General features: G+C 69.4%; 20 protein-coding genes. 10 read left to right on the top strand and 10 right to left on the bottom strand.

All coding sequences use genetic code 11. From position 1 onward, the window contains the following. Positions 1–225 precede the first annotated feature (225 nt). The 4 genes from ACWFR3_RS41145 (at position 226) to ACWFR3_RS41130 (ending at position 5,618) form a co-directional block, all read left to right on the top strand. Positions 226–1,704 (top strand): NCS2 family permease, encoded by a 1,479-nt coding sequence (locus tag ACWFR3_RS41145; RefSeq protein WP_453739836.1) that lies wholly within the window; start codon positions 226–228, stop codon positions 1,702–1,704. Positions 1,705–1,741: 37 nt separating this feature from the next. Beyond that, complete coding sequence (locus ACWFR3_RS41140; RefSeq protein WP_453739835.1) at positions 1,742–2,899, top strand: XdhC family protein; 1,158 nt, start codon at positions 1,742–1,744, stop codon at positions 2,897–2,899. Between the two features lie 120 nt (positions 2,900–3,019). After that, positions 3,020–4,246 carry an FAD-dependent monooxygenase gene (locus ACWFR3_RS41135; RefSeq protein ID WP_453739834.1) on the top strand — a complete coding sequence of 409 codons (1,227 nt, stop codon included), beginning with the start codon at positions 3,020–3,022 and terminating at the stop codon, positions 4,244–4,246. A 145-nt stretch (positions 4,247–4,391) separates the two neighbouring features. Beyond that, a complete protein-coding gene (locus ACWFR3_RS41130) occupies positions 4,392–5,618 on the top strand; it encodes a cytochrome P450 family protein (RefSeq protein ID WP_453739833.1) in 1,227 nt (408 codons plus the stop codon). Positions 5,619–5,694: 76 nt separating this feature from the next. Here the strand turns inward: ACWFR3_RS41130 and ACWFR3_RS41125 are convergent, their stop codons facing one another. Together ACWFR3_RS41125 and ACWFR3_RS41120 are read right to left on the bottom strand one after the other, a co-directional pair. Beyond that, the gene (locus ACWFR3_RS41125; RefSeq protein ID WP_453739832.1) at positions 5,695–6,153 is read right to left on the bottom strand and encodes an SRPBCC family protein; all 459 of its coding nucleotides are present in this window, start codon (positions 6,151–6,153) and stop codon (positions 5,695–5,697) included. A 39-nt stretch (positions 6,154–6,192) separates the two neighbouring features. Then, positions 6,193–7,656, bottom strand: a complete 1,464-nt coding sequence (locus ACWFR3_RS41120; protein ID WP_453739831.1) for an aminopeptidase P family protein — start codon at positions 7,654–7,656, stop codon at positions 6,193–6,195. 110 nt (positions 7,657–7,766) lie between these two features. Here ACWFR3_RS41120 and ACWFR3_RS41115 point away from each other — a divergent pair, with 110 nt between their 5' ends. From ACWFR3_RS41115 to ACWFR3_RS41090, 6 genes are all read left to right on the top strand, one after another. Then, positions 7,767–8,945, top strand: a complete 1,179-nt coding sequence (locus ACWFR3_RS41115) for an NAD(P)/FAD-dependent oxidoreductase (protein WP_453739830.1) — start codon at positions 7,767–7,769, stop codon at positions 8,943–8,945. After that, positions 8,942–9,271, top strand: a complete 330-nt coding sequence (locus ACWFR3_RS41110) for a (2Fe-2S)-binding protein (RefSeq protein ID WP_453739829.1) — start codon at positions 8,942–8,944, stop codon at positions 9,269–9,271. The genes ACWFR3_RS41115 and ACWFR3_RS41110 overlap by 4 nt, the downstream gene beginning before the upstream one ends. Then, on the top strand, positions 9,268–10,737 hold the full coding sequence (locus ACWFR3_RS41105) for an FAD-dependent oxidoreductase (protein ID WP_453739828.1): 1,470 nt from the start codon (positions 9,268–9,270) through the stop codon (positions 10,735–10,737). Before ACWFR3_RS41110 ends, ACWFR3_RS41105 begins: the two co-directional genes overlap by 4 nt. A 234-nt stretch (positions 10,738–10,971) precedes the next feature. Further along, entirely contained in the window at positions 10,972–11,874 is a 903-nt protein-coding gene (locus tag ACWFR3_RS41100; protein ID WP_453739827.1) for a dihydrodipicolinate synthase family protein, read from the top strand. Between the two features lie 63 nt (positions 11,875–11,937). Then, entirely contained in the window at positions 11,938–12,939 is a 1,002-nt protein-coding gene (locus tag ACWFR3_RS41095; RefSeq protein WP_453739826.1) for a proline racemase family protein, read from the top strand. Between the two features lie 89 nt (positions 12,940–13,028). After that, positions 13,029–13,733, top strand: a complete 705-nt coding sequence (locus ACWFR3_RS41090) for a GntR family transcriptional regulator (RefSeq protein ID WP_453739825.1) — start codon at positions 13,029–13,031, stop codon at positions 13,731–13,733. Positions 13,734–13,749: 16 nt separating this feature from the next. Here the strand turns inward: ACWFR3_RS41090 and ACWFR3_RS41085 are convergent, their stop codons facing one another. From ACWFR3_RS41085 to ACWFR3_RS41050, 8 genes are all read right to left on the bottom strand, one after another. Continuing rightward, positions 13,750–14,706 carry a hypothetical protein gene (locus ACWFR3_RS41085; RefSeq protein WP_453739824.1) on the bottom strand — a complete coding sequence of 319 codons (957 nt, stop codon included), beginning with the start codon at positions 14,704–14,706 and terminating at the stop codon, positions 13,750–13,752. Continuing rightward, the gene (locus ACWFR3_RS41080; RefSeq protein WP_453739823.1) at positions 14,703–16,445 is read right to left on the bottom strand and encodes a CotH kinase family protein; all 1,743 of its coding nucleotides are present in this window, start codon (positions 16,443–16,445) and stop codon (positions 14,703–14,705) included. The genes ACWFR3_RS41085 and ACWFR3_RS41080 overlap by 4 nt, the downstream gene beginning before the upstream one ends. 94 nt (positions 16,446–16,539) lie before the next feature. Then, on the bottom strand, positions 16,540–17,106 hold the full coding sequence (locus ACWFR3_RS41075) for a hypothetical protein (RefSeq protein WP_365866761.1): 567 nt from the start codon (positions 17,104–17,106) through the stop codon (positions 16,540–16,542). Positions 17,107–17,140: 34 nt separating this feature from the next. After that, entirely contained in the window at positions 17,141–17,575 is a 435-nt protein-coding gene (locus ACWFR3_RS41070; RefSeq protein WP_453739822.1) for a hypothetical protein, read from the bottom strand. Between the two features lie 33 nt (positions 17,576–17,608). Further along, complete coding sequence (locus tag ACWFR3_RS41065; protein WP_453739821.1) at positions 17,609–18,424, bottom strand: hypothetical protein; 816 nt, start codon at positions 18,422–18,424, stop codon at positions 17,609–17,611. Positions 18,425–18,481: 57 nt separating this feature from the next. Further along, the gene (locus ACWFR3_RS41060) at positions 18,482–19,030 is read right to left on the bottom strand and encodes a hypothetical protein (RefSeq protein ID WP_453739820.1); all 549 of its coding nucleotides are present in this window, start codon (positions 19,028–19,030) and stop codon (positions 18,482–18,484) included. Between the two features lie 20 nt (positions 19,031–19,050). Further along, on the bottom strand, positions 19,051–20,625 hold the full coding sequence (locus tag ACWFR3_RS41055) for a hypothetical protein (RefSeq protein ID WP_453739819.1): 1,575 nt from the start codon (positions 20,623–20,625) through the stop codon (positions 19,051–19,053). 12 nt (positions 20,626–20,637) lie between these two features. Next, positions 20,638–22,092 carry a pyridoxal phosphate-dependent decarboxylase family protein gene (locus ACWFR3_RS41050; protein ID WP_453739818.1) on the bottom strand — a complete coding sequence of 485 codons (1,455 nt, stop codon included), beginning with the start codon at positions 22,090–22,092 and terminating at the stop codon, positions 20,638–20,640. Positions 22,093–22,890 lie beyond the last annotated feature (798 nt).

Raw genomic sequence — 22,890 nt, 5'->3', positions numbered from 1 at the left:
CACTTCCCGTCGCCCGCGCCGCCCGGAGAAACCCAGTACCGCACCGCTCGCGGTCATCGCAGTACCGACGCAACACCCACGCTCTGCGGAGCCCCAGTTCGTCTCGGGCCGTCCCCCGGGTCGTGCGCCCAACGCACCATCCCAAATCCCGCAGTCTCCACAGGCCCAACCCTTGTTCGACCAGCCTGTTGCGGGTGCCCCTTTGAACCTTGGGAGTTAGGCACCATGACCCAGCAGTCAACGGAGCCGAAGACCACGCCGGAAGACGCGGGCAACGGCACGCGTGTCCCGGCCGGAAGGTCTTGGCTCGACCGGTATTTCCACATAACGCACAGAGGATCGACGGTCGGCCGGGAGGTGCGTGGCGGCATCACCACCTTCATGGCGATGGCCTACATCATCCTTCTCAACCCCGTGATCCTCTCGGTGCCCGACGCCACGGGACACCGCCTCGACGGTGATCAGCTGACCACCGCCACCGTCTTCGCGGCGGCCGCCACCACCATCGTCATGGGCATCCTCGGCAACGTGCCGCTCGCCCTCGCGGCGGGGCTCGGTGTCTCCGCCGTCATGGCCTTCCAGGTCGCCCCGGAGATGACCTGGGGCAACGCGATGGCGATGTGCATCATCTACGGCGTCATCATCATCCTGCTGGTCCTCACCGGCCTGCGGACCCTGATCATGGACGCGATTCCCCTGGCGCTGAAGCACGCCATCACCATGGGCATCGGCATGTTCGTCACGCTGATCGGTCTGGTCCAGGCGGGCTTCGTCACCTCCATGCCGTCCAAGCACGGCGACATGGGCGCGAAGCCGATCCAGATGGGCATCGACGACAAGCTCATCGGCTGGCCCGTCGTCTGCTTCGCCGTCACCGTCCTGCTGATCTTCGTGCTCCAGGTACGCAAGGTGCCCGGCGCGATCCTCATCGGCATCGTCGGCGGCACCGTGTTCGCCGCGATCGTCAACCAGGTCGCGGGCATGAGCAAGGCGGACTGGGGCCTGAACGCCCCGGAGCTCGACGGCTCGATCGTCTCGTCGCCGGACTTCGGCCTCTTCGGCGAGGTGTCCTTCAGCGGCATCGGGGACATCGGCGGCATCACCGTGGGTGTCATCGTCTTCACCCTGGTCCTGGCCGGCTTCTTCGACGCCATGGGCACCATCATCGGCATCGGCCAGCAGGCCAACCTCGCCGACAAGGACGGCAAGATGCCGGGTCTGAACAAGGCCCTGGCGATCGACGGTGCCGGAGGTGTCGTGGGCGGCCTCGCCGGAGCCTCGGGCCAGACCGTCTTCGTCGAGTCCACCGCGGGTGTCGGCGACGGCGCGCGCACCGGCTTCGCCAGCGTCGTCACCGGCCTCGGCTTCGCGCTCTGCCTCTTCTTCACCCCGCTGGCCCAGCTCATCCCGACCCAGGTCGCCGCCGCGGCGCTCGTCGTGATCGGCGCGATGATGCTGAGCAACGCCCGGCACATCGACTGGACCGACCAGGCCACCAGCATCCCGGTGTTCCTGACCACGGTCCTGATGCCGTTCACGTACTCCATCACGGTAGGTATCGCGGCCGGTGTCATCGCCCACGTCCTGATCAAGGCCGCCCAGGGCAAGGTCCGTGAGATCGGCTGGCTGATGTGGGTGCTCGCGCTCGTGTTCCTGGCCTTCTTCGCGCTCCATCCGATCGAGAACTGGATGGGCGTCAAGTAGCCCGTCCTGTAGACCACACACCCGTTAGGAGACGGACATGCTGGACATCGCCGAAGAGTTGGACCGGTGGGTCGAGCAGGGACGCGACTTCGCCGTCGCCACCGTGGTGGCGGTCGGCGGCAGCGCGCCCCGGCAGCCCGGAGCGGCCCTGGCGGTCGACTCCGAGGGCACGGCCATCGGCTCCGTCTCCGGCGGGTGTGTGGAAGGCGCCGTCTACGACCTGTGCCAGCAGGCACTCGAAGACGGCGAGAGCGTGCTCGAACGCTTCGGATACAGCGACGAGGACGCCTTTGCCGTGGGCCTTACCTGCGGCGGAATCATCGACATCCTCGTCACCCCGGTCCGCGCGGACTCCTCCGCGCGGCCGGTCTTCGCCGCCGCGCTCACGGCGGCCGCCGCCGGCGAGCCCGCGGCCATCGCCCGGATCACCGCCGGGCCCCCGGAGCTCGTGGGCCGGGCCCTTTTCGTACGTTCGGACGCCGACGCCGCTCACGAGGGCGGCCTCGGCGGCCACCCCGAACTGGACCGCACGGCGGCGGGCGAGGCCCGCGCGATGCTGGACGCGGGGCGCACGGGCACGGTCGAGATCGGCGAGGACGGCTCGCGCTGCGGGCAGCCGCTCACGCTTCTGGTCGAGTCCAGCGTCCCGCCGCCCCGCATGATCGTGTTCGGCGCCATCGACTTCGCCTCCGCGCTCGTCAGGGTCGGCAAGTTCCTCGGCTACCGCGTCACCGTCTGTGACGCGCGGCCCGTGTTCGCCACCGTGGCGCGTTTCCCCGACGCCGACGAGATCGTCGTCGAGTGGCCGCACAAGTACCTGGAGCGGACGGAGGTCGACGGCCGCACCGTCCTGTGCGTCCTGACGCACGACGCCAAGTTCGACGTGCCCCTGCTCGAACTCGCCCTGCGCCTTCCGGTCTCCTACGTGGGCGCGATGGGCTCGCGCCGTACGCACCAGGACCGCAACGCCAGGCTGCGCGAAGTCGGCGTGAGCGAACTGGAGCTGACCCGCCTGCGCTCGCCCATCGGACTCGACCTGGGCGCGCGCACCCCGGAGGAGACGGCGCTCTCCATCGCCGCGGAGATCGTCGCGAACCGGCGCGGCGGCAGCGGGGTCTCGCTGACGGGCGCGCACACGCCGATCCACCACGACGGCTCGCGTCGGCCCGCGGGGCGCATAGGGTCCGTGGCCTGACGCTCTGGGTCCCGCCTGGGTCTGCCTAGAGAGGCGGCTGTCCGAGATCCACGGGTTCATGTCATATGCCTGCTACGTTGCGTTACAAAATGACCACTTTGTGACGCAACGGGAGCATCTGTGAAGGTCGCCTGCGTCGGCGGCGGTCCCGCCGCCCTGTATCTCTCGATCCTGCTCAAGCAACAGGACCCGTCCCACGACATCACCGTCCACGAACGGAACCCGGCCGGGTCCACCTACGGCTGGGGGGTCACCTACTGGGGCGGCCTGCTCGAGAAGCTCCGCGCCGGTGACCCCGAGTCCGCGGACGCCATCAGCGAGCACTCGGTCCGCTGGAGCGACGGCATCGCGCACGTCGGCGACCGCACCACCGTCCACCACGGCGACGAGGGCCACGGCATCGGGCGCCACCGGCTGCTCGACATCCTCGCCGGGCGGGCGCGGTCCCTCGGCGTACGCGTCGAGTACGAGTCGGAGATCACGGCCGCGGCCCAACTGCCCGGTGCCGACCTCGTCGTCGCGGGCGACGGCGTCAGGAGCGCCCTTCGCGAACGCCACGCGGGCCACTTCGGGCCGGAAGTCTCGATCGGGCGCAACAAGTACATCTGGCTCGGCACCACCAAGGTCTTCGACTCCTTCACCTTCGCCTTCGTGGAGACCGGGCACGGCTGGATCTGGTGCTACGGCTACCGCTTCAGCGACGAGCAGAGCACCTGCGTCATCGAGTGCTCCCCGGAGACCTGGACGGGCCTCGGCCTGCACGAGGCGAGCGAGGCCCGCGGTCTGGCCCTCCTGGAGCGGCTCTTCGCCGGGCCGCTGGACGGACATCGCCTGATCGGCCGCGCGCAGGGAGACGGCAGCGCGCAGTGGCTCAACTTCCGTACGCTGACCAACCGGACGTGGCGCCGCGGCAACGTGGTCCTGCTCGGCGACGCCGCCCACACCACGCACTACTCGATCGGCGCGGGCACGACACTCGCCCTGGAGGACGCGATCGCCCTCGCGGGCGCGCTGCGGGGGACCCCGGACGGGAGCCCGGAACTCGGGACCGCCCTCGCGGGCTACGAGCGGGAGCGCAGATCGGCCCTCCTCTCCGTCCAGAGCGCGGCCCGCTACAGCGCCCAGTGGTACGAGAACCTGCCGCGCTACATCGGCCTCGACCCGGCCCAGATGTTCGCGCTCCTGGGCCAGCGCCACTCGCCGCTCCTTCCGCACGTCCCGCCGCAGCTGTACTACCGGATCGACCGCGCGGCCGAGCAGTTGGAGCCGCTGCGCAGGATGAAGCGGTGGCTGGGACCGCGGGTGGCGCGGACGCTGCACGGGCGGGGGCAGGCTTCCAGGGGCTGAACGGGAGGCCGGTTCGCGGGGGCCCGGCCGGGGGCTTCAACGGTCCCGGCCGGCGGCTTCAAGGGTCTGGGAGGGGGAGGAGCGGGCACCTAGGGTGATCTTGATCTACGACGCCCCGTCCCCTCCCCCCACGGCAGGAGCCACCATGTCGCAGTCACCCGCGCAGCAGCCCATAGCCCTCGACCCCGCAGGCCGCGATCTCCACGGGGAGGCGGACCGGCTGCGGCAGCACGGCTGCGCCGCCCCGGTCGAACTCCCCGACGGCATCAGGGCCTGGGCCCCGACGCAGTACGACGTACTGAAGCAACTCCTCGCCGACGAGCGGGTGTCGAAGGACCCGAACCAGCACTGGCCCGCCTGGATCGAGGGCGAGTTCCGCGAGACCTGGGTCAACTCCTGGGTGGGCGTGACGAACATGTTCACCGCGTACGGCTCGAACCACCGGCGGCTGCGGAAGCTGGTGTCGCCCGCCTTCACCAAACGGCGTACGGACGCACTGCGCCCGCGCATCGAGGAGCTGACGGCCGGGCTGCTCGACACGATGGAGAAGGCCGCGGACTCAGTGGTGGACCTGCGGGCCTCCTACGCCCATCCGCTGCCGATGCAGGTCATCTGCGAACTGTTCGGCCTTCCGGAGGAGCGGCAGGCGGACACGGCACGCCTCGTCGAGTCGATCATGGACACCACCTCGACGCCGGAGCAGGCCGCGGCCACCTGGCAGGAGGTGCATCAGCTGCTCGCCGGTCTCGTGGCCCACAAACGGGCCGAGCCCGGTGACGACATGACGAGTGTCCTCATCGCGACCAGGGACGAGGAAGGATCGGCGCTCACCGAGTCCGAACTGATCGACACGCTGCTCCTGGTCATCGGCGCGGGTCACGAGACGACGGTCAACCTCATCGGCAACGCGGTGCAGGCGCTCCTGAGCCACCCCGAGCAGCTGGCACGGGTGCGGGGCGGCGAGGTGCCGTGGAGCGACGTCATCGAGGAGACGCTGCGCTTCGCGCCGTCCATCGCGAACCTGCCGCTGCGCTACGCCGTCTCGGACATCGAGCTGCCGGACGGGACCGTCATCGCACAGGGGGACGCGATCCTCGCCGCGTACGGTGCCGCCGGCCGCGACCCGCTGCGGCACGGCGCCACCGCAGGGCAGTTCGACATCGGCCGCGTCGACAAGGAACATCTCGCGTTCGGCCACGGGGTGCACTTCTGCATGGGCGCGCCGCTGGCCCGCCTGGAGGCAGGGGTGGCACTGCCCGCACTGTTCGAGAGGTTCCCGGGGCTGCGCCTGGACGCGGAGGCGGGGGCGGCGGCACCGGTTGGCTCGTTCATCGCGGACGGCTTCGCCACCATCCCGGTCCGCCTGCGCTGAGCCGGCCGCGGCCCCGTCCCGCCGCGTGAGCCGGGCGGGGCCGCGGCGCATGCGGCACGGACAGGGCGCGCCCACGTCACGGAGAGGGGCGTTGCGGGGGATAGGCGAGCAGGCGGTCCACCGCCCGGCCGAACATCCGGCGCGCGGCGGCCAGGAGTACGCCGTCGAACACCCGCGGCAGCCACCGCACGCTCAGGTCCTCCCGCCAGACGACGGTCGAACCGGACTCCGGCCGGGGGAGCACCTCGATCTCGGCCCAGCCCGTCACGAACGACCCCCGCTTCTCGAGACGGCACATGCCGCCGCCGCCCTCCGCGGCCGGCCGCCACGTCACGACCTCCATCACGTCGTTGAAACCGACCGGGCCGATCCCGCTGCGGGCGACGAACACCGTCCCCTCGCCGCCGGGCGGCGGTGTCTGCACGTACACCCGCGTCAGCGGGACCACGTCGGCATGCCGCTCCCACGTGGTGAGCCGGCGCCAGGCCTCGTCGGCGGGCAGGGATGATTCGCGGTCGATCCGGAAGAGAGCCACACCGCGATCCTGCCAGGCCGCGGCCCCGAAACACGCAGGCTACGGCCGGTGAATCTGCCCCTGGCGGTCGCTCACCGGGTCGCCCACCAGGCCGCTCATCCAGGCTTCGACCGCCGATGCCTCGCGCGGCAGACCTTCCGACAGGTTCTCGTTGCCGTCGGCCGTGACGAGGATGTCGTCCTCGATACGGACCCCGATGCCCCGGTACTCCTCGGGCACGGTGAGGTCGTCCGGCTGGAAGTACAGGCCGGGCTCGACCGTGAGCACCATGCCCGCTTCCAGTACGCCGCCCACGTACTCCTCGGTGCGTGCCCGTGCGCAGTCGTGGACGTCGAGGCCGAGCATGTGACCCGTGCCCGCCATGGTGAAGCGGCGCTGCAGGGCGAGCTCGAAGACCCGCTCCGGGTCGCCGTCGAGGAGGCCCCACTCGACGAGCTTGTGCGCGAGATAGCGCTGCGCGGCGTCGTGGAAGTCCCGGTAGGCGGCGCCCGGCTTCACAGCGGCGATGCCGGCTTCCTGCGCCTCGTAGACAGCGTCGTAGATCTTGCGCTGGAGCGGGGTGAAGGTGCCGTCGATGGGGAGTGTGCGCGTGACGTCGGCGGTGTAGAGGGTGCGGGACTCCACGCCCGCGTCCAGGAGCAGGAGTTCGCCGGGGCGCACGGGGCCGTCGTTCTCCTGCCAGTGCATGATCGTGGCGTGCTCGCCCGCCGCGCAGATCGAGCCGTAGCCGACGTGGTTGCCCTCCAGGCGGGCGCGGCGGAAGAAGGTGCCCTCGATCCAGCGCTCCGACGTGGCAACGGCCGTGCTCAACTCCCGTACGACATCGGTGAATCCGCTGACCGTCGAGTCCACCGCCTTGCGCAGCTCGCCGATCTCCCAGTCGTCCTTGACCAGACGCAGCCCGGAGAGCGCCTCCTCCAGCTCGTCGTCGCGCTCCTCGTCGGTGGTGACGGCCGCCTCCAGCTCGGAGTCGTGGCCGCGCACGATGCGGGTCGGCACGCCGGGTGCGGCGGCGAGCTCGGCCGGGGCGTCGCGGACGTCACGGCAGGGCAGCCCGAGGAGCAGCTCGGATTCGGCGAGGCTGCGCCTGCGGCCCATCCACAGCTCGGCCGTCATGCCGGTCCAGAACTCGTCGCTTTCCCGGCTGTCGCGGGGGAGTTGGTAGAGGTGCGCGTCGTGGCCGCCCTCGTCCCCGGCGCGCGGTTCGAGGACCAGTGCGCAGTCCCTCGCCTGGTCGCCGGTCATGTGGACGTAGGCGGAGTAGGGGCGGAAGGGGTAGTGGTCGTCGTTCGAGCGGGTCTTGAGCCTGCCCGAGGGGATCACCAGGCGCTCGCCCGGGAACAGCGCGGACAGGGCGGCGCGGCGGCGTGCGGCGTGCGGGGTCTGTTCGGCCGGGCGCAGGTCGCGCTGCTCGGTGTCGGCCCAGCCCGTCCGCATCAGGGCGGAGAGTTCGCCGGAGACCTCGGGGTACAGAGCGTTCTTGCGTGCCTTGGACTTGGCCATGGGGTTCACCTTTTCCGCCCCGGTCCGGGGCTCGTGGCTGCGTGTTCTACGGCGGTTCTGCCAGCGTAGAGACCCTTGGCCCGTAAGGGAACATGTGACATAGTACTGGCGTGACAAAGCGGCTGACCTGCGATGTTGTGGTAGTCGGCGCCGGGATGGTGGGCGCCGCGTGTGCCCTGTACGCGGCCCGGGCCGGGCTGTCCGCCATCCTCGTGGACCGCGGTCCCGTGGCCGGCGGCACCACCGGATCCGGCGAGGGCAATCTTCTGGTCTCCGACAAGGAGCCGGGCCCGGAACTCGGACTCGCCCTGCTTTCGGGCCGTCTGTGGGCCGGCCTTGCCGCCGAACCGGGCGTGGGCGCGAGCATCGAGTTCGAGGCCAAGGGCGGCGTCGTCGTGGCGTCATCCGGTGAAGGGCTCGCGGCGCTGGGGGAGTTCGCCGCCGGGCAGCGCGAAGCCGGGGTCGACGCCCGGGCCGTGACACCTGCCGAGCTGTACGAACTCGAGCCGCACCTCGCTCCCGATACGGCGGGCGGCGTCTTCTATCCGCAGGACTGCCAGGTGATGCCGTCGCTCGCGGCGGCCCAACTGGTCCGCCTGGCGCAGAACTTGGGAGCCGGACTGCGCACGGACACCACCGTCACCGCCGTGCTGCGGACCGCGGGCGGTGAGGTGCGCGGGGTCCGTACCGACCGGGGCGAGATCCACGCCCCGCACGTGGTGAACGCGGCGGGCACCTGGGGCGGGGACCTCGCCGCCCTCGCCGGAGTGCGCCTTCCGGTGCTGCCGCGGCGCGGCTTCGTCCTGGTCACCGAGCCGCTGCCGCGGATGGTCCGGCACAAGGTGTACGCCGCCGACTACGTGGCCGACGTGGCCAGCGGATCCGCCGCGCTCCAGACGTCCCCGGTGGTCGAGGGCACGGCCGCGGGGCCGATCCTCATCGGGGCGAGCCGCGAGCGCGTCGGCTTCGACCGCTCCTTCTCCCTGCCGGTCATGCGGGCCCTCGCGGCGGGGGCGACGCGGCTCTTCCCGTTCCTGTCGGACGTCCGCGCGATGCGCGCGTACGTGGGCTTCCGCCCCTACATGCCGGACCACCTCCCCGCCATCGGCCCCGACCCCCGGCTGCCGGGCCTCTTCCATGCGTGCGGCCACGAGGGCGCGGGGATCGGCCTTGCGGCGGGGACAGGGCATTTGATCGCGCAAGTCATGGCCGGGACGACCCCCGACCTGGACCTCACCCCGTTCCGTCCCGACCGTTTCGCCGACAGCAGGACCGAGGAGGCGTCATGAGCAAGCGCACCCCCCTGAACCTGGTCCGCGCCCGCCCGGCCCCGCCGCACACCGTCACGTTCGACGGCCGCGAGATCCCGGCCCTGCCGGGCCAGAGCGTGGCCGCCGCGCTCTGGTCGGCGGGCATCACGTCCTGGCGCAGCACGCGACGCGGGGGAGAGCCGAGGGGCGTCTTCTGCGGGATCGGCGTCTGCTTCGACTGCCTGGTGGAGGTCAACGGCCGGGCGAATCAACGCGCTTGCCTGGTTCCGGCGGAGCCCGGCGACGAGATCCGGACGCAGGGCGGCGACGGTCACCGTGCGGACGTGACGGGGGAGCGGCGATGAGCCCTTCGCGTGTGCTTGCCGTGGTCGGCGCGGGGCCCGCGGGCCTTGCGGCGGCGCTTGCCGCGGCTCGGCGCGGTGTACGGGTCATGCTGCTCGACTCGGCCGGGCAGGCGGGCGGCCAGTTCTACCGGCAGCCCGCCGAAGCGTTCGGGGCGCGGCACCCGAAGGCGCTCCACCATCAGTGGCGTACGTGGGAGCGGCTGCGGGACGGGCTCGCGGAACAGGTATCGGCTGGCACTATCCGGCATTTGACGGAGCATCACGTCTGGTTCGTCGAGCGCGTCGGGGAAGAGCCGGGGGCGCAGGAGGCGGAGCCCGGCGCGCAGGAGTGGGAGCCCGGCGGGCGGCGCGGGTTCGTCGTGCACGCGCTCCTGGGGCACGGGCAGGAAGACTCCGTGGCCGTGCGCGCCGACGCCGTGCTCCTGGCCACCGGGGGATACGAGAAGGTCCTGCCGTTCCCCGGCTGGACCCTGCCCGGTGTCGTCACCGCCGGTGGCGCGCAGGCCATGCTCAAGGGAGGCCTCGTGCTGCCCGGACGCACCGCCGTCGTGGCCGGAACCGGGCCGCTGCTCATGCCCGTCGCCGCCGGACTCGCGGCGGCCGGTGCCGAGGTGGCCGCCCTGGTCGAAGCCGCCGACCCGAGGGCCTTCGCGCGGCGCTCGGCCACCCTTGCCGCCCACCCGGACAAGCTCGCCGAGGGAGCCGGATACGTCACTCAACTGCTGCGTCACCGCGTGCCGTTGATCGCGCGGCACACTGTCGTCGAGGCCCACGGCAAGGACTCCGTCGAGGCCGTGACCATCGCGGCGCTCGACACGGCGGGGCACGTCAAGACCGGCACCGAGCGGCGCATTGCCTGCGACACCCTCGCCGTCGGTCACGGAATGCTGCCGCACACCGACCTCGCCGAAGGACTCGGCTGCCGCGTCGACGGACTGAACGTCGCCGTCGACGCCGAGCAGCGCACCGGCATCCCGGGCGTCTGGGCCGCGGGCGAGACCACCGGCATCGGCGGTGCCGCCCTCTCGCTCGCGGAGGGACACATCGCCGGACGCTCGGCCGCCGCGCGGCTCCGGGGCAAGACGCCCGACCCGCGCGCATGGGCTTCCGCCGCCAAGTCCCGTACGAGAGCACGTGAGTTCGCCGCGGTACTTGCCGCCGTGTACGTGCCGCCCGCGCACTGGGCCGAGCAGCTGCGCGACGACACCCTCGTCTGCCGCTGCGAAGAGGTCCCGGCATCGGCCGTCCGCGAGGCCGTCGGGGAACTCGGGGCCACCGACGCGCGGTCCGTGAAACTCCTGACCCGGGCCGGCATGGGCTGGTGCCAGGGACGTATGTGCTCGGCGGCCGTCGCCGGGCTCGCGGGCTGCGAGGAGCGTTCCGCGCGACGGCCGTTCGCCCGGCCGGTGCCGCTCGGGGTGCTCGCGAGACCTCCCGCCGCCGACGACGGACAGACCCCCTCCTAGGGCCTGTCGTCAAACTCCCGTCTGCCGCGCGACGCCATGCACGCACTCTCGCCGCACCGGGCGCAGACCCAAGTACGTCCAGTACGAGGATCTACGCCCGGCACGACGAGAGCACGCACCTGACGCCGCGCGGCCCGCCCTCCGGGCGGACGACGGGAGTTTGACGACAGGCCCTAGCCCCGCACCGCAACGCCCGCAGGCCAAAGCCCGCACCGCAACGAAGGGACCACGCCCATGAACGCGTCCGCAGACCGCCCCCGCCCCTGGCACGGCATCCTCGTCGCCACCGCGCTCCCGCTGAACGACGACCTCTCCGTCGACTACGACCGGTTCGCCGAGCACTGCGCCTGGCTCGTCGGGAACGGCTGCGACGGCGTCACGCCCAACGGATCGCTCGGCGAGTACCAGGTGCTCACCCCCGAGGAGCGCGCCAAGGTCGTGGAGACCGCCGTCGCGGCGGTCGGCGGGCAGCGCGTGATGCCCGGCGTCGCCGCCTACGGCTCCGCCGAGGCCCGCCGCTGGGCCGAGCAGGCCAAGGACGCCGGCTGCGCCTCCGTGATGCTGCTGCCGCCGAACGCCTACCGCGCCGACGAGCGCTCCGTCCTCGCCCACTATGCGGAGGTCGCGAAGGCGGGCCTCCCTGTCGTCGCGTACAACAACCCCATCGACACCAAGGTCGACCTGGTGCCGGAGCTGCTCGCGAAGCTGCACGCCGAGGGGTACATCCACGCCGTCAAGGAATTCTCCGGCGACGTACGACGCGCGTACCGCATCGCCGAACTCGCCCCGGAACTCGACCTGTTGATCGGCGCCGACGACGTCCTGCTCGAACTCGCCGTCGCGGGCGCCAAGGGCTGGGTGGCCGGCTACCCGAACATGCTGCCCGCGGCGTGCGTCGAGCTCTACCGCGCCGCCGTGGCCGGCGACCTGGCCACGGCCGGCAAGCTCTACCGGCAGCTCCACCCGCTGCTCCGCTGGGACTCCAAGCCCGAGTTCGTACAGGCCATCAAGCTGTCCATGGACATCGCAGGACGCCACGGCGGCCCGTGCCGTCCCCCGCGGGTGCCGCTGCTGCCCGAGCAGGAGAAGGCAGTGCGCACCGCCACCGAACGAGCCATCGCCGCCGGACTCGCCTGAGCGGCAGCCGCAGCCGCAGCCGCAGCCGCACCCCGCCCCGAAGTCGTACGAAAGGCACCGCACATGCGCAGCAAACTCGTCCTGCACGCGGTCGACTCGCACACCGAAGGCATGCCGACGCGGGTGATCACCGGCGGCATCGGCACCGTCCCCGGCGCGACGATGAACGAGCGCAGGCTCCACTTCCGCGAGCACCGCGACGACATCAAGCAGCTCCTGATGAACGAACCGCGCGGTCACGCGGCGATGAGCGGCGCGATCCTCCAGCCGTCCACCCGCCCCGACTGCGATTACGGCGTGATCTACATCGAGGTCTCGGGCTATCTGCCGATGTGCGGACACGGCACCATCGGCGTCGCCACCGTCCTCGTGGAGACCGGCATGGTCGAGGTCGTCGAACCGGTCACCACGATCCGCCTGGACACCCCGGCGGGCGTGGTCGTCGCCGAGGTCGAGGTGCGGGACGGCGCGGCGAAGGCCGTCACGCTGCAGAACGTGCCGTCCTTCTCCGTCGCCCTCGACCGCAAGATCACCCTGCCCGACGGCCGTTCGGTGACGTACGACCTGGCCTACGGCGGCAACTTCTACGCGATCCTGCCCCTGGACCAGTTCGGCCTCCCTTTCGAGCGCGACCGAAAGGACGAGATCCTCGCGGCGGGCCTCTCGCTGATGGAGGCGATCAACGCCGAGGGCGAGCCCGTACATCCGCAGGACCCGTCCATCCGCGGCTGCCACCACGTCCACCTCTACGCACCCGGCGCCACCGCCCGGCACTCCCGGCACGCGATGGCCATCCACCCCGGCTGGTTCGACCGCTCGCCGTGCGGGACGGGGACGAGCGCGCGCATGGCCCAGTTGCACGCGCGCGGCGAGCTGCCCCTGGACACCGAGTTCGTCAACGAGTCCTTCATCGGCACGCAATTCAGCGGGCGGCTGCTCGGGACCACCGACGTCGCCGGCACCCCCGCCGTGCTGCCCAGCTTCACCGGGCGAGCCTGGGTGACCGGCACCGCGCAGTACCTCCTCGACCCGGACGACCCCTTCCCCGCGGGGTTCGTTCTCTAGGGAATCGGCGGGCCGGTGGCCCGGGATACTCGTGGCACGTGACATTGCACCGACCAGCGCGGTGCACGGTTCCAAGGAGGACCCACCCCATGGCCGCCCAGCGCAACCGCGCTCCGTCCGCCGCCCCCGCCCTGCCGAGCCTGGGCGGAACCCGCAGCAGCTACCGCGAGCGGGTCGCGGACGCCCTGCGCGCCGCCCTCATCGCGGGCGAGCTGCGCGCGGGCGAGGTCTACTCCGCGCCCACCCTCGCCGTGCGCTTCGGCGTCTCCGCCACTCCGGTCCGCGAGGCCATGCTCGACCTCGCCAAGGAGGGCCTCGTCGACACGGTGCCGAACAAGGGCTTCCGGGTCACCGCGGTCTCCGCGAAACAGCTCGACGAGTACAAGCACATCCGCGCACTGATCGAGATCCCCACCACGGCGGAGCTCGCCACATCGGCGGACCCCGCCGCCCTTGAGGCACTGCGCCCTGCCGCGCAGGCGATCGTGACCGCGGCGGCGGACGGCGACCTCATCGCGTACGTCGAGGCCGACATCCGCTTCCACCTCGGTCTGCTCGCGCTGTGCGGCAACGATCACCTGGTCGAGGTGGTCGGCGATCTGCGCAAGCGCTCACGCCTGTACGGGCTCCAGGCACTGGTCGACGCCGGCCGTCTTGAGGCGTCGGCCGAGGAACACCTGGAGATCCTCGACGCGCTGCTCGCCCGCGACGAGGACGCCGTACGCGCGGTCATGACCCGCCACCTCGGTCACGTGCGAGGCCTGTGGGCAGCCGACCAGGTCGCAGCCGACTAGGCCGGCGCGCGGCAGCTCAGTGGTGGTTGCCCGGGATCAGGAACAGATGGATCGACTGGTCCTTCTCCTTGAACCGCGCGTTCTGCGCGCCCTTCTTCGCCCGGTCGGACACGATCACCACGTGGTCGGACGAGACCCAGGACACGCCCTCCGGATTGCCGTAGACCGTGCGGCCCTTGCTGTCCGTGGGGAGGCGGTGCACCGTGCCCTCGTCGACGATCCACTTCTTGGTGTCGATGCGGCCCACCCAGAGCGCCGAGGACGCCTGCGACAGGACGGCGATGTGTCCGTCGCGCACGGACACGCTGGCGTAGTCCTCGAAGGGCAGCGACTCGGGGAGCCGGATCGTGGCCATGTTGATCCAGCGCTTGCCGCCGCGCCTAAAGACCTGGATACGGCCGCCGCCCGGCGTCCTGCCCTTCTTGCCGCCCGCGCACCGGTTTCCCTCGCACAGGGCGAGGAGATAGCCCGTGCCCTTGCGCTCGACCCACTCCAGGCCTTCCATGCCCTTGTTGGCGTCCGCGAGCTCGAAGTCGAGGTGCGCCGCCGATCCGACCGGGCGCAGCTTCTCGTCGTACTCCTGCACGCGGGCACGGAAGCCCTTGGGCTTGACGGGCTCGGCCTCGCTCAGCGTGTAGTAGTAGTCGCGCGTCTCGTCGTGGGCGATGTCCTCGTACCCCACGTTCGCGGCCGAACTGCCCTTCTTCTTGGCCCTGTTGGCGTTGATGACGCCGTTCTCCGGGGCCTTGGGCGACAGCTCGCTGCTGACCCGGATGAGGGAGGGCAGGTTGTCGCAGACGATCAGGAAGGCGCCGTCGCGGTAGAGGACACCGCTCGCCTCCAGGCGGCTGCCCGCGCCGTCGCCGATCAGGTCCTGGATCTTGGCTTCCTTGACCAGGCGCAGCTCGCGCGCCTTCTCGGCCTTGGGGTCGGTCTTCGCCTTGGCCTTCACCGTCTTCTTGGTCGCGGTCATGAGGGCAGTACCTCCATCGCACCCGGGAACGTCGCCCCGCTGGCTCCGTTGGGATAGGTCTTGCGCAGCTCGGCGAGCTGCTGACGTGCGTGGTCGTAGCGCATGCGCGTGTAGTGGAAGATCCCGTACGTGAACTGCGAGCCCCGGCTGAGCTCCCACTGCCGGTAGGCGGCGCGGTACACCTCGTCGTTGGTGAACTGCCGCCCCGTGAAGGGCTGTCCGTGCGGGCTCGTGGACTCGCCGTACGCGGCCGACGAGATGAGCTGCCACAGGCCGTCGGTCCGCCCCGAACCTTCCGCGCCGAGCAGCGAGGCCACCCGCTCGGGGCCGAACTCCGTGTCCAGGAGGAATTCGAGGTGGTCGAGGTAGTACTGGCAGAAGTCGTGGTGCCGCAGCAGGTTCGTGAACAGCGGCAGGCGGGACACCTCGTGCGGTGCGTGCGTGATCCGGCAGTAGTTGCGGCTCATCGCGGGCCAGTCGAGCAGGTCGGTGTACTGCCACTGGGTCGAGAAGAAGTCGATGCCGGAACTGTTGTCGTAGTCCCAGGGGATGAACGTGAAGTACGGGCGGGAAATGAAGCCCGACGAGTCCCCGAGACGGCCCGAGTTGTAGAGGTAGTAGTTCGACGGCGTCGCGAAGTAGTTGTCCCAGCTGCCCAGGAGGACATTGGCGCCCGCCCAGCGCAGGAAGGCCGGCACGTTCAGGATCTGCTCGACCGAGTCGCGGAACGCATCAGAGGTGAACTTGACGTCATTGCCCGGCAGTTGTACGCCATTGATGGTGCGCACGAGAGCGGCGAGGTCGTCGTACGTGCTGGCGGCCGGAACGTCCTCGTTGGTCTTCAGGCGGTACGTGCGGTCGTCCTCCAGGCTGCCCGCGGTGAAGTACTGCCGTCCGCTGTCGGCGCCGTCCGTGCCGGGCCGGTGCTCCAGGGTCGCGCAGCCGACGTCGCCGCAGTACGCCTTGTAGAGGTTGCCCTCGGAGTTCTTGCCGAAGTGGTCCTTCAGGAACTTCTTGTCGACCTGCTCGATGACCGAGAAGAGCCCCATGTAGCGGTCGTTGATCGAGAACGTCGCGTACGTGTGCTGCGCCGCCGGGATGCCCGCGCGCTCCAGGAGCCGCCAGGCGACGGCCTCGCGCATCTGCGAGGGGTCGTTGTACATCGCCTTGAGGTTGACCCGCTCCATGCCGTAGAGCCGGTCCTCGCTCTCGCCGACCTCGAAGTCGATCTTCCAGGAGCGCTTGGGCGCGTGTGCCGTCAGATTGCCGCTGTTGACCATCGAGAACGACGGTGTGGCGAGCAGCAGGGTGTCCGGGCTGCTGCTCCTCGCCAGTGAGAGGCGGGCGCCCTGCGGTGCCTGGATCACCTCGTCCGCCGTGTAGGTGTTGGGCGGCCAGCCGGTGACCTTGACCTGATACATGTCCTGAGCGAAGAACTCCGCTTTGTTCTCGGCCGACTTGAGGAGGTCGTCCACGATCCGCCCGGTCGCGGTGAGCTGCCCGTCCGCGTCGAGAAGTACCAGGCTGCCGTCCCCCGACACGTCCCCCTGCTCGGTGAGCAGCAGGTCGTACAACGCGCTGAACTCGGCTTTCGTCCGCAGCGCCGCATCGGCCGGACCCGCCGTCGCGTTGGCCCGCTCGGCGAGCCGCCGGCCCGTGCCCGACGGCAGCGCGGAGAGTGCGATGACCTGGTTCTTGAACGCGTCCCGGAACGTGCCCTTGCCGATGGTCCTGTCCACGACGGCCTCCCTGGGCCCTGGGGTGAACTTTCCTCTCTACGCCCGACACGACATGACCGCCAGGCCGATATCCGGCCCGGCGGTCACGCGTTCGTCAGACCCCGAGGATCCTGATCGACGGGTGGATCGCCGTGTTCAGGTAGAGCTTCTCCTTCTTGCGGTCCTGCTCGAGTTCCATCACGATCCGGTACCTGTGCACGCCCGGCTTGGCGGTGCTCAGGACCGTGCCGGCCCAGTAGTAATAGACCGGCGTGAACTTGTCGCGCATGCGGTCCGGCATCCCGTAGATCTTCAGCTCGGTGAAGATCTTCCGTTCGGCCACGTCCTCCTCGTCACCCAGTTCGGTGTCGAGGAAGGTGAGGTTGTTGATCTTCGGCATGGGGGGCCACGTGCCGTCCGGGCGCTTCTCCATGTCGAGCGGGCGCACGATCCAGTTCAGGACCTGGCCCTGCTTACAGACCGTTTCGAGGGACGACGTGCCCTGCCCCTTGCCGCCGATGCTGTTGTCCATCATGTACATCGAGTCGCTCAGGGAGCCCGTCTCCACCGCCCGCTCCATGTTGATGAGCGTCACGATGTTCAGCTGGACCGAGTTCAGCTGTCCGGGATTCTGCTTTTGGTGCTCGCTGCCGGTCGACTTCTCCTGCACGCTGCTGGTCAACGCTCCTCCTTCGCGTACGTCGTCATGCCCGGCCCTAGCCGACGAGGGACGACGACAGAGTGGTGGCGATCGGTTCGTCCCTCGTGCCCAGCTTGAACTTGATCTGGTAGGTGATGTTCGCGACGTCCTTCTTGACCGTCCCGATCCAGTAGGCGACGTCGGTGCCCGGGTAGACCTTCCGCTCCGGTACGCAGATGGAGCTGTCGATCACGATGCCGTCGATGGCGACATACGCCTCGCACTCCAACGCAAGCGCGTTCCAGAGGAGTTGGTCGCCCTTGCGGGCGCGCGTCTGGAGCTCCTCGGTGCCGAAGCCGGTGGATCCCGCGGACTTGTTGGTGTCGTACATGTACAGGTGGCCCTGCATGTTTCCTGCTGCCAGGGCACCCACACAGTCCACTACGGCGGTGATGGAGATGGGCCGCTTCGCGACGCTGTTCTCCCGCCGCCTGGGCGTGGTGGTGGTCATCTGCTCCTCCTTCTGGCTGAAGTCCGTGCGGGATCAGGGGGTGCCCGGGCGCGTCCCCGCTCCCGGAGGAATGGGCAGCATGCCCATGCCCGCCTTGGTGAAGGCGTTCCGCCGGGGCTCCGAAGTGATCTTGAGGGCCGAGGGGCAGATCAGGTTGACCGCCTCCCACCGCAGCTCGCCGTTGAGCCCCACCAGCTTGTGCAGCTGGATCCGCATCACGTACGAGTAGGTGCCGGGCCGTGAGGTGTCGACCGTCGCGGACCAGTACCAGCCGTCGGTGACCAGGTCCGGGGAGCCGTACTCCGCCGGATACATGATCTTCGAGTCGACGGCCTCGCCGTAGATGTCGGTGATCACCGGCGCGGGATAGGTGTACGCCGCCGTGTTGTCCTCGGTGACGACCTTGCCGGTGACGTCCAGGATCTTCTGCCCGGACAGCCGGCCGCGGGTGCGCCGCGTGGTCTTGACGCGGGCGCCGACGGTCTTGCGCACCTGGTTCAGCTGCTCGGCCTGGTCGGTGCCGGCCACCGAGGACTTGGTCGCGAGGTCCTGCAGCTCTGCCAGGGCCTGCTCGTCGGTCTGCCGTGCCCGGTCGAACTCATAGCCGCGGGGCACGGTCGGCGGGATGGAACCCAGGCTGTACGGAAGCCAGTTGAGCACCTGCTCGCTGGCCTGCGACCCGTCCCTCCAGTAGGAGCCGTTGATCGCGGTCACGAGCTCGCCGGTTCCCTGGTTCGTGGAGCCCTGCAGCTTCATGTTGTCGAACAGGTAGGTGTTGCCTTCGAGTGACTCGGACTCCAGCGCACTGCCGACGTCCACGAGCACGATGATCGCCAATTGTTGGGGCATGTTTCCGCCTTCGTCGCCGCTACTTGATTCCCGGCCCTTGTCGTCGCGCTCCGTCTGCTAGTGCTGCTGGCACATCAACGCGGGGGTGTCGACGTGCATGACGCTGTTCTCGCCCTCGTACATCTGCAGTTCCAGGCGGTACTGGTAGGCCACGCCGGGCTGCAGCCAGTTGGGCACCACGCCCGTCCACACGTCGAGGTCGAGCTTGTCGCCCTCGGAGTGGCTGCCGCCGCCCGCACCCCGGGCGTGACCGTTGGACTGGTGCTGGGCCTGGCCGTGGGGCTGGTTCTGCACCTGGCCCGGTGTCTGGCTCTGGCCCGGCGCCTGGCCCTGCGTGTGGCCCGCGCCGCGACCCGACGCGTGGCTGTCGTCCGCGGGCACGAACGAGATGTTCTTGATCTCGACCGGGGTCTGCAGGTCCACGGCCAGGGCGGACCAGGAGACGACCTGCCCCGGCTGCACCACGGTGACCAGGTCCGGCGTCCCCTGATGGGCGCTGTTGTGCTCGCCGTCGTCCATCATGCAGAGATTGCCGCCCAGCAGCGTGCTGCCCGAGAGCGCTCCGATGACGTCGACGACCGCGATGATGTTGACTTGCGGCTTCATCCTCACTCCTCCTGTAGGTGCTAACCCCGGTCCCGCACCAGCGGGACCTTGCCGACGGCCGTCCGCTCGATCTCGGCCGAGAGGCGGGGCACGAACTTGAGCTGGAAGCTGTAACCGGTCTTCTCGATCGACGCGGGGTTGGCCTCCCCGTGGTTGAACAGCGAGAGAGAACGCGGCAGGGCGTTCACGAACACCTGCTGGACGCCGTAAGGGCCAAGAGTCGTGTCCGTGCGGTACGAGGTGCCGAGCACGTCGTCGACCGAGGCGAACAGGGTGATCGTCCTGCCCTCGCGGTGGTTCACGAACTGGACCTCGTGCGCCACGGCGTCCAGGTCCACCGCTTCGGCTGCCTTCAGCTCGTCGCGCACGGCGTCGTAGGCGCGGGCGGCGGAGTACTGGCTGTCGTTGATGTGCAGCACGTCGCCGGTGCGGCCCGCGAACTCGAACTGCTGGGCCTTGAGCCCCGGGCCCTCGGTCCGCGGCCGCCGGATCATGCGGTCGCCCAGCTTGAGCCGGAGCAGCGGCGCCTCGTGGGCGTGCAGGCGGGTGACGACCAGCTCGCCCTCCTGGCCCTCGGGGACCCAGCGCCCGTTCTCGTCGACGATCTCGATGAAGTGCAGCCCCGGCACCGCCGACAGGTGGGGCGAGGCGGGATCCAGCTGCAGGCCGATGGTCTCCGCCTGGGTGGCGGCGAAGTAGCTGAGGATCGACAGGTTCGGGTACAGCGCCTGCAGCTCCACCCGCTTGCGCTGCGAGAGCACCCCGCTGCCGTACAGGGCGACGCGGAAGCTCTCCCTGGACTCCTTGCGCATGCCCACGCCGAGCTCGCTCAGGATCCCGATGCCCGCGGAGATGCCCATCAGGGCCTTGGGTCCCTTGTAGGAGAACATGTGCTCCAGGACCGGGGCCGTGACGGGACCCGCGCCGACGTAGTTGACGCCGGGCACGTGCTGCAGCACGCCGCCCACCATCGTGCCGCTGCTCCACATCTGGTAGTCGGCCAGTGTGGTGAACAGCCACTTGGGGTCGGCGCCCGCGAGATAACGGGCGAGCTGATAGGTGCCCATGAAGCGGCCGGCGATCTCGTAGGTGTCCTTCAACTCCCGCAGGGAGTAGACGACTTCGAGCGGCCTGCCGCCGCTGGTGCCGCCGCTGGCCACGATCTCGAACTCGCCGCGGGTGAGGGGCACGACAAGGCCGGGCCGTGACTCCATGAAGAAGTCGCGCTGGATGTCCTTGTCGGACAGCGGGATCTGCTGCCACGCGTCGTACGTCTCGGGGGCGCGCACGGTCCCCGCGTTGCGCAGCCGGTCCCGCCACAGCGGGTTGAGCATCGCCGTGTTCACCATCTGCTGCAGACGGCGCAGTACGACGGCTTCCTGAACCTCGTACGACACTTCGCTGTACGGCGCCTGGCAGACCCGTTCGCATTCACGCAATTTGCTCGCGAACGACGGAAGTGCGGTTACGGCTTCAACTGATTCCGGCAGCAACTCCCAGTCGGGGATGAGCCAGTTGGCCAGTTCACGGGCGCCACCGGGCGACGACGTGATCGGCGGAACGTGTGTGGCCTGCGGAACATGCGATGTACTCAACATCCGTCCCCTCTAAGCTGTTTCTGCTCCCGCTTCGTCGCTGAGCAGAGCCTGGCCTGTCCTTCTGATTTCGGAGATCAGCATCCGGAAGTGCTCGGCGGTGATCTGGTGATTCATCATGACCACGCGCAATGCGGCCACTCCGTCGACGTTCACTTTGGAGATGAAGAAGTTTCCCCGGAGCTTCACGCTGTTGCGTATGGCGATCTGGAGACGGTGGACTTCTTCTTTCCTGATCCCGGCCGGGTGATATCGGAAGCAGAGAATATTGGCTTCCGGACGGTGTACCGCCTCGAAGTCGGGCTCGACCCTGATGATGGCGTGGGCCTCCTCCGTCAATTGGCAGAGATACTCGATCTTCTCCGCGAACAAGGCAGGCCCGTACATGGCCCAGAGAGACCACAGGGTCATGATCATCGGCCGTTTGGTGCACTCGAAGTTCTTGCCCCCGCTGTCGTAAGCGGTGTATATGTCCGGCTCTTCGTCGAACACATAGCTGGCCTTCTGCCGAAACGCGGTGCGGCTTGCTTCCTTGTCCCGGTAGAAGAGCATCGTGCAGGGTGCGGGCACGAACATCATTTTGTGGGCGTCCCAGGTCAGGGAATCCGCCTTGTCGATTCCCCGCAGCTTCTCGCGAAGGATGTCCGACACCAGGAGGCTCGCTCCGTGAGCACCGTCGACGTGGAGCCACAGATCCCTTTCGCGGGCCAGCTCCGCGAGTTCGTCGAGGGGGTCGAAGGCGCCCACCGACGTGCTGCCGGCCGACGCGACGAGGCAGAACACCTTCAGGTTCTGCCGCTCGGCCGCCTCCAGGGCGGGCCGTGCGTCCGCCATGCAGATCTGCCCGCGGCCGTTCAGCGGAAGGCGGACGAGCTGGGCCTCGCCGATGCCCATCACACCGGCCGCCCGCGCGACGCTGTAGTGCACGTCCGCGCCCACCGCGATGGCGGGTCGCGGCTGGCCCCGCAGGGAGGAGCCGCCCTCCGACCAGTAGCCGGGCAGCTTCTGGTTGCGGGCCGCCAGGAGCGCGGTGAGGTTGGCCAGTGACCCGCCCGACGTGGTCACCATGGTGAACCGGGCCGGATCCCAGCCGATGAACCTGTTGAGCTCATCGGCCATGATCCGTTCGACCGCGTTGGGCAGCTGGGCCGCCTCGTAGAACGAGGCCGGCTGGTTGACGACCGAGCTGACGAAGTCGATGACGCCGGCGAGCGGTACGACGCCCGAGAACTGGCGGCCCATGTAGCCGGGCGAGTGCACCTGGATCCCGGTCCGCACGTACAGGTCGATGATCGCTGCCAGCTTCTCCTCGTCGAACGCCGCCACCCGTTCCCGCTCCGTCGTCATCAGGGCCTTCGCCGCCTGTGACAATTCCGCGGGATCGGTCAGTTCGAGCCCCCTGATGGAGAGATCGGAAAGGTGCTTCTCCAGCTTCGCAAGTGCGGTTTCGGAAGTTTCCCGGAACAACTGGGGGTCAAACGCTTCTAGCAGCAGCCCACTCCCTGCGGAAGCGGGGTCGTTTGGTCGAGATTCCGTCACGGGGGTCTCCTTCGTGAAGTCCCTGTGTTGCCCGACGTGAATGTGTGGGCGGACACAACCTGCGCAGAGTCCTGAGTCTTTGAGCATGCCGATGGGCAGAAGGACTTCATTGCCGAGGGCGCGTCCGGCTGGTCGGACCGGACAGCGCCGACTGCTCCGGCGGCAGAGGTTCGGTCGTTGCCGCACGGAGCCCGCTCGAAAGAAAAGCCGCCGTTGTCACGGGCCTGCGCGTACCCCCCAGTATTCGCGCGGCACCGCCCCGATCGGCGAATCCCCCCTCAAGCCCCTCGTGATTCCCCCCACCCTGATTCCCCCCACGTGGAGAACCGTAGAGCCAAATGTTTCGAGTAGGTGACCCTTCCCGTGGTCTGTCCAAAAATGGTGAGGTCGAGCTGATGAACCGTCAACTGTGATTGGCCACATCTGTTTTCACACGCATCTCACATGCAGGGCGACCTCCTCCATTTTCGGCCAGGGGTCTGATGTGCCAGTTCCGGGCCGGGCCAGCGGTGAAAGCGGAGCGTGTCGAAAAGAACGAGTCAAGAGCGGGTGTTTCGTGCCATTGTCATGTGCCGGACGAACTCCCCGCCGTCCGGGAAGGAGGAGCGTCTTATTCTGTGCGGGCGGAATTCCGGCCATGGTCGGAATCGCGTATATTGGTAGCCAATTCAACTTGAAGAAAGCGTTATCCGTGGCGGAACAAAAGAAGGCGGCGGCCCCGCCGGG

The organism is Streptomyces sp. NPDC055189 (assembly GCF_053606765.1).
The sequence above is the reverse complement of the archived record's forward strand: the minus strand, read 5'-3'. Positions and strand labels throughout refer to the sequence as shown.